General features: G+C 71.3%; 9 protein-coding genes and 2 pseudogenes. 9 read left to right on the top strand and 2 right to left on the bottom strand.

Going from position 1 to position 12,286, the window contains the following annotated elements:
- The 4 genes and pseudogenes from UK82_RS33880 to UK82_RS29340 all read left to right on the top strand — a co-directional run.
- Positions 1 to 324 (top strand): annotated as a pseudogene (locus UK82_RS33880) (hypothetical protein); the annotation flags it as partial.
- On the top strand, positions 300 to 872 hold the full coding sequence (locus tag UK82_RS29350) for an NADPH-dependent FMN reductase (RefSeq protein WP_044883705.1): 573 nt from the start codon (positions 300 to 302) through the stop codon (positions 870 to 872). The pseudogene UK82_RS33880 and the gene UK82_RS29350, both read left to right, overlap by 25 nt.
- Before the next feature lie 165 nt (positions 873 to 1,037).
- Entirely contained in the window at positions 1,038 to 1,997 is a 960-nt protein-coding gene (locus UK82_RS29345; RefSeq protein ID WP_055410645.1) for an EndoU domain-containing protein, read from the top strand.
- Positions 1,994 to 2,344 (top strand): hypothetical protein, encoded by a 351-nt coding sequence (locus UK82_RS29340; protein ID WP_052680951.1) that lies wholly within the window; start codon positions 1,994 to 1,996, stop codon positions 2,342 to 2,344. Before UK82_RS29345 ends, UK82_RS29340 begins: the two co-directional genes overlap by 4 nt.
- A gap of 72 nt (positions 2,345 to 2,416) precedes the next feature.
- On the opposite strand, the gene UK82_RS29335 is transcribed toward UK82_RS29340, so the two are convergent.
- Complete coding sequence (locus tag UK82_RS29335; RefSeq protein ID WP_083507427.1) at positions 2,417 to 3,028, bottom strand: AAA family ATPase; 612 nt, start codon at positions 3,026 to 3,028, stop codon at positions 2,417 to 2,419.
- 196 nt (positions 3,029 to 3,224) lie between these two features.
- Here UK82_RS29335 and UK82_RS33875 point away from each other — a divergent pair, with 196 nt between their 5' ends.
- The 4 genes and pseudogenes from UK82_RS33875 (at position 3,225) to UK82_RS29315 (ending at position 9,868) form a co-directional block, all read left to right on the top strand.
- Positions 3,225 to 3,386, top strand: coding sequence for a hypothetical protein (locus UK82_RS33875; RefSeq protein WP_157866921.1), 162 nt, complete (start codon positions 3,225 to 3,227; stop codon positions 3,384 to 3,386).
- 994 nt (positions 3,387 to 4,380) lie between these two features.
- Positions 4,381 to 5,953, top strand: a pseudogene (locus UK82_RS29330) (CocE/NonD family hydrolase); the annotation flags it as partial.
- 368 nt (positions 5,954 to 6,321) lie between these two features.
- Complete coding sequence (locus UK82_RS29320) at positions 6,322 to 7,188, top strand: hypothetical protein (RefSeq protein WP_055410639.1); 867 nt, start codon at positions 6,322 to 6,324, stop codon at positions 7,186 to 7,188.
- A gap of 181 nt (positions 7,189 to 7,369) precedes the next feature.
- Positions 7,370 to 9,868 (top strand): helicase-associated domain-containing protein, encoded by a 2,499-nt coding sequence (locus UK82_RS29315; RefSeq protein ID WP_236706590.1) that lies wholly within the window; start codon positions 7,370 to 7,372, stop codon positions 9,866 to 9,868.
- Between the two features lie 14 nt (positions 9,869 to 9,882).
- On the opposite strand, the gene UK82_RS29310 is transcribed toward UK82_RS29315, so the two are convergent.
- Positions 9,883 to 10,863 carry a LysR family transcriptional regulator gene (locus UK82_RS29310; protein WP_055410635.1) on the bottom strand — a complete coding sequence of 327 codons (981 nt, stop codon included), beginning with the start codon at positions 10,861 to 10,863 and terminating at the stop codon, positions 9,883 to 9,885.
- Positions 10,864 to 11,058: 195 nt separating this feature from the next.
- Here UK82_RS29310 and UK82_RS29305 point away from each other — a divergent pair, with 195 nt between their 5' ends.
- On the top strand, positions 11,059 to 11,943 hold the full coding sequence (locus tag UK82_RS29305; RefSeq protein WP_055410632.1) for an NAD(P)H-binding protein: 885 nt from the start codon (positions 11,059 to 11,061) through the stop codon (positions 11,941 to 11,943).
- Positions 11,944 to 12,286 lie beyond the last annotated feature (343 nt).

Genomic DNA, 12,286 nt, shown 5'->3' with positions numbered 1-12,286 from the left:
CGCATCCTCACCACCAGCACCGACAGCACCGCGCGAATCTGGGACGCCACCACCGGGCAGCCCGCGGGCTGGTGGCTCGAACAGCTTCCAGGTGGCGAGCTGGCGGTCTGGTCGGCGGGCAGAGACGAGCTGCTCGGCGCCTCGGACGAGGCCTGGCGATGGCTGGGCTGCCTGGTGCCGAGCGGTGGCAAGCTGGTCCGGGTGCCGGCCGAAAGTTGGGGCCCGCTCCCGCCGCTGAATCAGTCGACCGTCGAGCCCGATGGCCCCCGGCGGCCGGCGACGATGGCGAGGATGAGCTCATGGCGGAAAAGCGACTACTCCTGATCTCGGGCAGCACCCGCGGGGCATCGACGAACACAGCCGCGCTGCGGACCGCCGTCGCGCTGGCGCCCACCGGGACGGCGGCCGTCCTCTACGACGGGCTGGCCGAGTTGCCGGCGTTCACCCCGGACGCGGACGACTCCGCGCCGCCGCCCGCGGTCGCCGCGCTGCGGGCGCAGCTCGCCGCAGCCGACGCGGTCCTGTTCTGCACGCCGGAGTACGCGGGCGCCCTGCCCGGCAGCCTGAAGAACCTGCTCGACTGGACGGTCGGCACCGGCGACCTCTACGGCAAGCCCGCCGCCTGGATCAACGTCGCCGCCCCGGGCCGCGGACTGGGCGCGCTGGCGGAACTCACCACCGTGCTGGGCTACGTCACCGCCGAGATGATCGAGGCGGCGTGCGTGGCGATTCCGGTGGCCCGCGACGCCATCGCCGCTGATGGAACGGTGTCCGACGAGAACGTCCGGGCCGCGCTGGTCGCCGCACTGCAGGCGATCACCGACCATCTCTCGGTGCGGAACTCCGCGCCCCCGGCCGCAGCACAAGCCTGACCGTTCGACCGACCTAGCTTCGCCGGATCGTCACCCCACGGTCGCGCTGCGTGCGATATCGTCCGCCGTGGGTGCATTCGCCAGAGCGACGGCCAGGAGGAAGCGATCAGTCCCTCGCGCCGCCGGCTGCCAGACCAGGCCGAACACGGACGGCAGGCCTGACCCGTGGCCGAGTTCGACAACCCGCGCCCGGCCGACGAGCCCGGCGGGGATGCCCGGGCGCCCCGACCCGACACACGTCAACCCGCCATCGACGCTCCCTCGCCCCCATCCGACCGGCCCACCGCCACCCCGCGCGAGGGAGTGGAACGCAAGGCCGCGCTCCTCGACCGCCGCGCCGCCGAGGTCCCCACCCACGACCGGCCCACGCCCCCCGTCACCTCGGCCGAGCGGAAGGCGGCGTTACTCGAAGCCCGCGCCGCCGGCGTGGACCGTTCCACCTCCGACGAATCCGGCAGGCCATCCCCCGGCACTCCCCGCGCCGCCACCGATCCCGAGCGCAAGGCGGCCCTGCTCGACAGCCGCGCCGCAAACCGCCTCTCCCGGCCCGAGGCTGTCCCGGACACCGAAGAACGCCCGCCTTCCGAGACTCCGCAGGCCCCATCGCCGCGAGACCCGCCGTCTCGATTGCCGGACGGACCGCCCACCCGCCCCGCGGACACCCCCGTCCGGCCCGAGATCAGCGAGAAGGTGTTCCAGCACATCCTGCACGGCGAATGGAACAGACGCGGCCGCCCCGTCGGCTTCCACAGCGCCCCCGACGGCCATCCCCCGCCTGACCGCCGCATCACCTCGATGGAGGACAGGAAACCGGACGGCACCTACCATGCCGACGTCGAGTTTCGCCATCCGACCACTGGCGAGTGGAGGAGGAAGGATGTTCCGGAGCACACCATGTTCCCGAACCAGTGGTCGGAGCAGAAAGTGCGCGATGCCGTGCAGACAACCTACGAGAGGATCTACGACGACGCCATCGAGCCTAGACTCAGAAATAATGAGGAACTTCCCAAGAAGGCGCTGCGCGACAGCTACGATGGTGTGCTGATACAGCTCTATGTCAGCCCAGGCGGAGAACTCAGGACCGCATTCCCGATCCAGAAGGCCGAACCAGGGGATCCTCGATGAGCAGATGGACGTTCCAGCGCGACGAAGAACAGAATCTGGAGGTGTCCGCGCCCTCGATCGACCGGAATACCGAGGCCGCCGTTCTCGACTTCTTGGAGAGCGATGTCGGCCCACACCCGGCTGATATCACAAGATATGTGCAACGATGGCAGAAAGTACGCACAGGCGAATTGAACGCTGCGCTGGGGAACGGCACCGTGCAGGAGATCGAGGGGGATCGGGTGTTGTTGGAGTCGTTGTACGAGCAGTGGGAGTCGGTGTATTTCACGATCGCGGAGTTCGAGGAGCTGCTCGACGACTATGCGGCGTTCCTCGACTCCCGGCGCCGGCCCGACGCCAACGGGTGAGCGGTTCCGCGGAACCGTCACCGGAGTAGGCCGCCGAGCGGTTCCGCCGCACCACCAGCAAGAGCCGAACCGTCAGCGGGGTAGGCCGACGAGCTCGTCGAAGCGGAGGTGGCGGAGCTGCACGCCGAGCCGGCGGGCCCGGCGGCGGACCGGGCCGGCGGGATCGGGGGTGAACGCCAGGCCGGCGCCGGCGGCGATGTTCGCGGCGACGGCGCCGATCGGCAGGCCGTCGGTGGGCAGGTGGCGGGCGAATTCCGGGGCCCGCAGCAGGTGCAGGGAACGGTCGGCCTGGGTGGCGGCGAAGCTGCGGGCGGTCTCCCCGCGGGAGCGGATGCGCCGCAGCAGGACGGCCCTGTCGGCGAGCAGCGTCACGTGCCGCACCTCGTGCCCGGCGGCGTGCAACGGGTCGACGAACGCGGCGAGCAACGCGGGATCGAGCAGGGTCATCGGTACGACGACCGGGCCGCCGCAACCATCGAGCACAGTGCGGAGCGTCTGGGCGACACCGTCCCGCCACAATGGCATCTCGCGAAAGTCGCCGCGCGACTGCGCGGGCAGCATCCGGCGCAATGCGAAACCGAGATGCTCCGGGTCGCAGACGAAGGATCCGGGCAACCCGCGGTGCAGTTCGTAGGCCACCTGCGTCTTACCGATGCCATTGGGGCCGTTGAGCCAGATCAGCACCCGGGAAACGGTATCAGCATCGCGGTGGAGCAGTGGGGCGCCCACCGGCAGACCCCACTACTCCAGTGATCAGCTCAGCGAGCCGCGCCCGCGCCTACCGACCAGGCCGGCTTGTACTACCGGCAGGCCGGCTCGTACCACCGGCAGGCTGGTTTCCAATACTGGCAGGCCCGTTGGCGAGATGCACGACTCCGTGGTGTATCTGCGGCTGACCGGTGAGGGCGGGCAGTCCCCCGGAGGCGACGCCGCCGATGCCGAAAGCGAAAACGAGTACCCCGACGGCCGCCACGGCCACCTGGATCTTGCGCAGGGCTACTGTACCCATCATTACCTTTCCGTCGAGGGACGGCACATTTGATCACCGAAGGCGTCGGCAGCCCGCTCCGCAGACCGTCCAGAAATCTCTGGCGAACAAACGGCGAAGAATTCCGGAAGGGGTCGGAATTCTGCCGTAAGCGCGGTCCCGATGGCGATCCGAACACTAGCGCAGCCGGGCCCCACCGGGTGCTACCAGAAAGTGCCCATGTCAAGAGGCCGTACACTGATCGACTGGACCGTGAAGATCGGTCGGCGGTCCCGTCCAATAACTGCCGGCACTCCTGACCAGGAGAAATCATCGACTATCTCCACAGCCCGTTTTAGTTCACCGCCGCGACGGCGACATCAATCACACTCGCGGGACGATGTTCCCGAGCGGGGTCCGGCATCATCCAGCCGCGGGCTCCACCCGAAGGGCTCGCTGCGCCCGGTCGAGACAGTTCTGGGACTGGCTCGTCGGCACGAAGTCCATCGCCCGCGCAGACCCGCCCGGTAGTACTCCTGCCAGTGAGCCATTCCCTGCAACGGTTCGCCACCCTCCATAACAGTCGCGGACCGTGATGGCTGAGGGAGTGGGGGAAGGCGCAATGCACTACTGGCGGCGAAGGCCCACAACCACGGCGGCAACATCCAGGTGGTGTCATTGTCGCTGACGACGGCTGGCCGTTGTGGGTCTCCGCTGTCCGTCCCGGCCGCAGCAGGATTCGGGGCATCCAAAGCGACAGCGGCCACCATCGACGGCCAATCCGGCGGCGGCCCCACCGAAGACGGACCAACGCGGCGTCGCCGAACGCCACGCATCAAGTGTCCGCCTCAGCGGCGACGGTCGCGGCCGGCCCTACGCTTCGGGCCTGTGACCGGGAATCGTCATCGCCGCGGGTCGGCGGGTCGGCGGGTTGGCGACGAACCGGGCGGTGGTTCACGGACCACCGCCAGCCGGACAACGGTGAAATCCCGTCACCTCACCATACGGCCTGACGCCGCCGGGCGATCTGCCCTGTTCTGCTCCGACTTTCGGCAAGGAGACTCCACGAGTGGCCACCAGCCCCCAGCGAACGACGGTCTTCGATTTCGCCCCCCAGGACCGAACCCTGCTCGACGCCCAGATCCGGGCGTTGGAGAACCTGGACCGCGGCGACTTCCGGGAGCTTCCGCCCGCGACCGCCGGCAAGTTCCAGCAACTTCAGGGCGCGGGAACGTTCGCGTCCGTCCGGATTCCCGGCGCGGATCCGGACGTCCAGCTCGACGCGGGCGTGTTCGTCCCGCTCGGTGCCGGGCCGCATCCGGTGGTCGTCCTGCCGGCCCCGCTGGCTCCCACCGGGTGGCGTTCCTACCCTGGGCTGCTCGTGAACTTCGCGATCCGCGGCTATCTGGCCGTCGCGTACAGCGAGCGGGGTCTCGCCGACTCCACCGGGAAGATCGACGTCGCCGGGCCGCGGGACCGGGCGGACGGCTCCGCCGTCATCGACTGGATCCTGGAGAACCACGCCGACCGGGTGAACCCGGACCAGATCGCGTTCGCCGGATCGTCCTACGGCGCCGGCCAGAGCCTGATCATCGCCGCGCACGACGACCGGGTGAAGGCCGTCGCCGCGCAGAGCGCCTGGGCGGATCTCACCCGCTCGCTGTACGAGAACGAGACCCGGCACATCGCCGCCTTCGAGGCCCTCGCGGCGCTGTTCGGCGAGGACCGCCTGTCCGACGAGACGCGGCAGATCTTCGCGGACTTCCGCGCCAACAAGAACATCAAGAACCTGCTGGACTTCGGGGCCATCCGCTCGCCGATCAGCTACGTCGAGCGGCTCAACAGCCGCCGGGTGCCGGTCTTCCTCGGCACCTACTGGCACGAGACGATCTTCTCGGTGCCGGCCGTCGTCGAGTTCTTCAACCAGCTCACCGGCCCGCGCCGGCTGCTGGTGCAGATCGGCGACCACGGCGGCGACGAGATCCTGGGTTTCCTCGGCGGCTGGAGCCGGCCGACCGCGACGACCTTCCGCTGGCTGGACCATCACCTTCGGGGCAAGGACAACGGCATCGGGCAGGACGGCAACGTCCACACCGAGTACATGCACAACCTGTTCGACCTGCGTAAGTCCAACGACTGGCAGTCGTACGTCCAGCCGACCCGACGGTTCTATCTCGACCAGCCGCGGGGCGGCTCCACCGACGGCGTCCTGGCGTCGCGTCCGGCCACCGGGTGGACGACGACCATCCAGGCGGGCGTGGACACCCCCGCGCACGTCGCCGAGGCGCTCGTCCAGACCGGCGTCCTGGAGCGGCTCGGTGCCCCCGCGATCTACGACACGGCGTCGATCTCGCGGCGGGACGCGGCCGTCTGGGTGACCGAGCCGCTGGTCGCGCAGAGCCAGCTCACCGGCAACGTCCGGCTGCACCTGACGATCCGCCCGTCCGCGGCGACGGCGACGATCGTGACCCACCTGTTCGACGTGGACCCGGGCCGCGCCAAGGGCAAGATCATCACCAGTGCGCCGTACACGCTGCTCAACGAGCGGGAGGGCGAGGCGCGTGCGATCGACGTCCAGCTCCAGCCCGCAGACTACCGCATCGCCGCCGGCCACCAGCTCGCCCTCGTGATCGACACCAAGGNCCGCCTGTTCGCCGACGCCACCGTCGACGGCGGCCAGGTCGAGTTCGCCTCCCCGGACGGGGCCGCCTCCTACCTGGAGCTCCCCCTCGCCGACCTGCCCGACGCGGAATAACCCTCCTGTTCCGCGGAACATTCGCCTGAGTCAGGGCCGGGGCGATGGCCGGGCCCGTGCGGTGGACGCCGCACGGGCCCGATCCGTCCGCGACGACGACGGCGACCGAACGGCGTTCGGCGGCCGGCCCGGCATCGCGGTACGGATCGGTGGGGCGCGGGCCCACCGGCGGCTAGGCTCGGCGGCTGCGCCCGCCGCCACCACTGCCGCCACTGCCACCACTGCCACCACCCACCGGTTCGGAGACGTCCGCCCATGAGCTCCGACGTTGTCCTCGACGCCCGGTTCACCCATGCGGTCTACACGCGCGCCCAGACGGCCCGCCACGTCGGCCTCGACCCGGACGACCTGCATCGCGCCGCGATGTGGACGGTCGGCCGGGCACGGATCGGCAAGCAGATCGGCACGATGAGCAACAATCCGCCACCGATCGTCACCTCACTTCGCCGCCCCTCCCCGCCGGAGCCGCGCATCCCGTTCATCGGCCTCGCCGAGGCCGTGGTGTACGCGGCCGTCCGGCAGGGGACATCGCTGCCGCAGATCCACGCCCACGGGGCACTGTCCATCGTTCGGAAGAGCCTGGGCGGCGCGCACCCCCTGGCCACCAGGGCGTTCGTCACCGATGCGCTCGCCGTGCTGCGCGCCTACGCCCAGCACGAGGACGCCGCCCCGGAGATCGTCCAGGCCGTGACCGCGCCCGCCCCATCAATCCCATCAATCCCGCCAACCACGCCGCCATCACCATCCGCGCGAGACCTGCCGGTGCCACCGGCCGCTCTACCAGCCGACGAGTCGGAGTTCGCGCTCCTCGTCGCCCGAGTGGCCGCCCACGTGGACTATGGCGAGGACGGCTACACCCGCCGGATCCGACTACCCGGGTACTCGACGGCGGACGTGATCGTCGACAGCGGGATCTCCGGCGGCCGGCCGTTCTTCGCCCGCGGCGGCCCGGGGGCGGACGTCGAGACGATCGTGCGGCAATATCAGGGCGGGGTGCCGATCGGCGAGCTGGCCGGCCGGCACGGCATCCCCTCCGCCGAGATCGCCGAGCTGGCCAATCTCACCTGGCCGGACCCCGAGCCACCCTCCGTGGCCCCGCCATCCAATGATCACCTTCGGTAGTAGGCATCCCGAGCGGTGACGGCGAGGCGTCGTCCGGCGGTGCGCCTGCGTCACGACCTCGGCGATGTGGCGACCACGTCGCCCGGGCTCGTCCTGCCCACTCCCCGGTTACTGTTGTCCCTGTGTGAACGCTCACGGACTGGCGGAGGGCGCGTCCGGCACAGCGGTGACAATGGTTTCGATGTCCTCCACGCCTTCCTTCGCCACGCATCTCGCCGGTCTCGATCCGGTGAAGCTGGGTGCCGTGCTGCGCGCCCGCCCCGACGTGCTGGTCGAGCCGCTGCCCCGCGGTTTCGAGCAGCTCGCCCAGCGGCTGACCGACGCCCGCTCGCTGAGCCGGGCGCTCACCGAGCTCGACCGGGACAGTCTGCAGGTGGGCGTGGCGGTCGCCCTGCTGCCGGGCCCGGTGACCGCCGACCGCCTCGCGACGTTGCTGGGCGTGCCCCGCGACGCCATGCACGCGGTGGTGGACGGTCTGTTCGCCCGCGGTCTGGCCTGGCCCGTCCCGGCGGCGACCGGCGGCGAAGGCGGCGAAGGCGGCGAAGGCGGCGAGAGCATCCTCGGCGAGCCGGCCATCCGCCTCCCGGCGCCGCTGCACAGCCACTGGTCGGAGCCGTTCGCCGAGATTGACACCGCGACGCAGCTCGCGAGCGCCGCGCTGGTCGAGGACGTGCGGACGGCGGTGCGCGCGCTCGGCGAGGACCCGACCGGGCTGCGCAAGCCCGAACTCGTCGCGCTGTTCGCCCGACTGCTGGCCGATTCCGTGCGGGTGGCGGTCCTCGTCGCCGCGCTCCCGGCGCCGGCGCGGGAGCTGCTGACGGACCTGGGATCGGCGGTCGACAACGACCTCCCCTTCGTCCTCATGCTGGCCGAGCGGGAGCAGCGCGCCGGGCCGGCCGCCGTGCGGGCCCTGATCCACGCCGGCCTGATGCTGCCGGTCCGGGGTCTGGCGGAGCTGCCCCGCGAGGTTGCCGTCGCCGTCTGGATCACCGAGCACCGCGGCACGCTGACCGGCCCGCCGGACGTCCCCCGACCGGCGGTGGATCCGGCCGGGGTGCGATCGAGTGCGCAGGCGGCGGCGCAGGACGCCGTCCGCACCGTCGCGGCGCTGCTCGACGAGGCGGCGACCGTGCCGATCGCGGCGCTCAAGCGCGGCGGGATCGGCGGACGGGAACGGCTACGGCTGGCCAAGCGGTTGTCGCTGCCGCCGGCGGACCTGCCGGTGTGGATCGACCTGACGGCGACCGCGGGCCTGCTGATCCACGACGACGCCGGCTACGTGCCGGGACCGGGGTTCACCGCCTGGCGGGAGGCCACGCCGAGCCGGCAGTGGGCCCCGCTCGCGCTGGCCTGGTACGTCCAGGAGCATGCCCCGTCGGGCCGGGAGCTCGACGACGAGCGGGACATCGCCCCGCCGCTGCCGATCGAATCCGAAGCCGGCCTGCTGCGCGGGACCTTGCTGCGCGCCGCCGACGGCGGTCGGTCGGTGCGGCTGACCGCCGAGAACATCGACTGGTTCTTCCCGCTGGACGGCTACCCCGACCCCCTGCGGGCGGCCGTGATGGCAGCGACGATCCGCGAGGCCGAGCTGCTCGGCGTCGTGGCGGTCGACGTCCTGTCCGAGCTGGGCGAGGCGCTGCGGACCAGCGCCGCCGACCTGGCCGACCTCGCCGGCCCCGCCGCCGCCTTCCCGTCGTACCGCGCCCTCACCGCGGCGATCACCACGGCCGCGACCGCCCTCGGCGACCGCTGCGCCGAGTTGCTGCCCGAGTCCAGACCCAGCCTGATCCTCCAGTCCGACCTCACCGCCGTCGTCTCCGGCCCACCGACCGCGACGATGGCCCAGGTGCTGCGCGCCGCCGCCGAACCCGAATCCCGCGGCGCCGCCGGGACCTGGCGGTTCACCCCCGCGTCCGTCCGCGCGGCACTGGACGCCGGCTGGACCGCCGACGAGCTGCTCGACGCGCTGCGCGCCATGGCCGACCACACGCCGCCCCAGGCCCTGGAATATCTCGTCGCCGACGTTGCCCGCCGCCACGGCCACGTCCGGGTCCGCGGCCTGCGCAGCGCCATCCTCGGCGACGAGCCGACGACCACCGAGCTGCTGCACACCCGCGTCCTCGCCAAGCTGCACCTGGCCCGGCTCGCCCCGACCGTCCTGTCCAGCCCCGAGGACCTGGACACCGTCCTGGCCGAACTGCGCCGCGCCGGCTTCTACCCCGTCGCCGAGGACGCCACCGGCACCGTCATCGTCCCGTCGTCCGGCCGCGCATCGTCCGGGCCGCTGACGCGCCACCAGAAATCCGCCTCGCCGCCTCCCGCCGGTAGCGGCCGGACCCGAGGCGCCGGCGGCGCACCCCGGAGGGTGACGCCGGAGGAGCTCGTCACGCGCCTGCTCACCGACGCCGACGAGGGCGTGCCCCCGCCGAGCCCCCTGGTCCGCGAGCTCGCCGGCCTCAACGACCGCCTCAACGACGGCGAACTCGCCCTGCTCGCCGAGGCCGTCGAGTCCCGCGGCGACGTGGTGATCGCCTACCGCGACAAGAACGGCAAGCGCACCGTCCGCCGCATCACCATCAACGCCATGTTCGGCCGCTGGCTCGACGCCTGGTGCCACCTCCGCAACGACGACCGCGAATTCGCCATCGCCAACATCCAGTCCATCTCCCCCGCCGGCTGACCCACGGCAAAGGATCACATCATCGCTCGCTGCGGCGCCTCCTGATCCGTCTGGTCCTGATCCGTCTGGGCGTCCGCCTGGGCGGCCTTCGCGACGGCGGTGGCCGCACGAACGAAGGCGGCGACGGCCGGCGAGCGGGAGTCCTGCGGCCAGGCCAGGACGAGTGTGGTCGGGGGAAGATCGCCGACGTTCCGGTAGGCGATGCCGAGCCGGCGGTGCCGGGAGGCGACCGAGACGGGCAGGAACATGATGATGCTGCCCAGCTCGATCAGGTTGAAGATCTTCGCCAGGTCCAGGGGAGTCGGCTGGGCCTCAACGACCCGTCCCCGGGGCGGGGAGGGTGACTGCTCGCGGCCGTTCTGGGTCCGCGCGGTCGTGGGCGGACGGCCGTCGCGGTCGGCGAGTGTGCCGTCGGGCAGCGATCGGCCGGCCAGGTCGGCCAGGCACAGGGAGGAGCGGGCGGCCAGCGGATCGTCGGCCGCCAGCGCGAGCAGGCGGGGCTCGGTCAGCAGCGGCTCGACGTCGAGATCGTGGTTGTCGAACGGGGTGGGCAGCAGCGCGATGTCCGCCCGGCCGTCGTGCAGGGCGGGCACCTGGTCGCCACGGCCGCCGAGCAGCAGCTCCACCGGGAGGGCCGCGTCCTCGCGCTGGAAGGCGGCGAGGATCCGCGGGAGCAGCCCGGCGTCGAAATCGGCCTTGAGCGCGACGCGCAGGCTCGGCGTCGGCTGCCCGGCGTGCCGGGCCCGCCGGGCGGCCGCGGTGACCGCGTCGAGTGCGGTCCGGGCGTCGTGCAGGAAGACCTCCCCCGCCGGGGTGAGCGCTACCTGACGCGTCGTCCGCTCGAGCAACCGCACGCCCAGGTGACGCTCCAGGTCGCGGATCGCCCGGGACAGCGGTGGCTGCGCCATGCCCAGCCGCTCGGCCGCACGCCCGAAATGCAGCTCCTCCGCGACGGCCACGAAGTACCGAAGCTGCCGAACCTCCAGCTCACTCATATCCGCACGGTATCAATCCGGTGCGGATCGGTCCTTCAGCTCCGGCGCCGCGCCGGCTTGACTGGGTCATGCCAACGCCGACGCGCGGGCCCACACATCCCGCGCACGCCGTCGCCGANCAGGCCATCTACCCGTCCCGCAGGCACAACGGCGCGCACCTCACCGTTGTCCGGGCGCAGCCCCTTGGAGCCCCTCTTGATCGTCGTCACCACTCCCACCGGTCAGATCGGCCGGCAGCTCCTCGACACCCTCCTGACCAGCGGCCAGCCCATCCGCGTCATCGCACGCGACCCCTCCCGCCTGCCCGCACACACCCGCGAGCGCGTCGAGGTCGTGCCGGGTTCGCACAGCGACGCCGACGTCGTCACCCAGGCGTTCGCGGGCGCCGACGCGGTGTTCTGGCTGGCTCCCCCGAACCCCCAGGCTGTGAACGTCGAGGCCGCCTATCTCGACTTCACCCGGCCGGCATGTGAGGCCATCGAGAAGCACGGGGTCAGGCGGGTCGTCGGTGTCTCGGCCCTCGGCCGTGGGGTGGCCCTGGGCCGCAACGCCGGACTTGTGACGGCGGCCCTGGCGATGGACGACCTGATCGCGAGCACCGGCGTGCACTACCGGTCGCTGGCGATGCCCGGCTTCATGGACAACATGCTCAACCAGGTCGAGGCGATCAGGAACCAGGGAACGTTCTTCTCGACGCTGTCCGGCGACCACAAGCACCCGACGTGTGCCACCCGCGACATCGCCGCCGTCGCCGCCCGCCTGCTGCTCGACGACTCCTGGACGGGGCAGGACGACGTCCCGGTGCTCGGCCCCGAGGACCTCTCCCAGAACGACCTGGCGAACATCATGTCCGAGGTGCTCGAGCGTCCAATCCGCCACCAGCAGATCCCCGGCGACGCCTTCAAGGCGACACTGATCGAACACGGCATGTCCGACGCGATAGCGCAGGCCATGCTCGACATGATGACGGCCAAGGACAACGGCCTCGACAACGCCGAGCCCCGAACCCCCGAATTCACCACCCCCACCACCTTCCGCCAGTGGTGCGAGGAAGTCCTCAAGCCCGCCGTCCTCACCTGAACCCCTCGACCGGCCCACCCGCTGCGGACTCCCAGCCGCCGCCCTTAATCACAAGTAGATACCCACACCCTGGGCCTCCGGCGGCCAAGCGCCCACCTCAACCGTGCTCGGGTCGCAAGGCCGCCAGGAATGATCGGCAGCCCAGATCATGAAAGTAGCTTTTCGGGCTGATCCGTGTTGCGATCCCTCCAGGGATGATCAAAGGCGCTGCGATCGCGGGCCCGCGACGGAGCGACGACGGTGACCAGTTGCGATGCCTCCAGAGATGATCAGCGGCACGAGCGGATCATCCGACACCTACACGTAGCGCACGCGTTGCGATCCCTCCAGGGATGATCAGCGG

The sequence above is a fragment of the Frankia sp. ACN1ag genome (assembly GCF_001414035.1).
Taxonomy (GTDB): domain Bacteria; phylum Actinomycetota; class Actinomycetes; order Frankiales; family Frankiaceae; genus Frankia; species Frankia torreyi.
The sequence above is the reverse complement of the archived record's forward strand: the minus strand, read 5'-3'. Positions and strand labels throughout refer to the sequence as shown.

Excerpts from the sequence above, each read along its gene's own strand:
- UK82_RS29310 (WP_055410635.1), bottom strand. The coding sequence starts at position 10,863 with ATGAGTGAGCTGGAGGTTCGGCAGCTTCGGTACTTCGTGGCCGTCGCG.
- UK82_RS29320 (WP_055410639.1), top strand. The coding sequence starts at position 6,322 with ATGAGCTCCGACGTTGTCCTCGACGCCCGGTTCACCCATGCGGTCTAC.
- UK82_RS29340 (WP_052680951.1), top strand. The coding sequence starts at position 1,994 with ATGAGCAGATGGACGTTCCAGCGCGACGAAGAACAGAATCTGGAGGTG.
- UK82_RS29315 (WP_236706590.1), top strand. The coding sequence starts at position 7,370 with ATGTCCTCCACGCCTTCCTTCGCCACGCATCTCGCCGGTCTCGATCCG.
- UK82_RS29350 (WP_044883705.1), top strand. The coding sequence starts at position 300 with ATGGCGGAAAAGCGACTACTCCTGATCTCGGGCAGCACCCGCGGGGCA.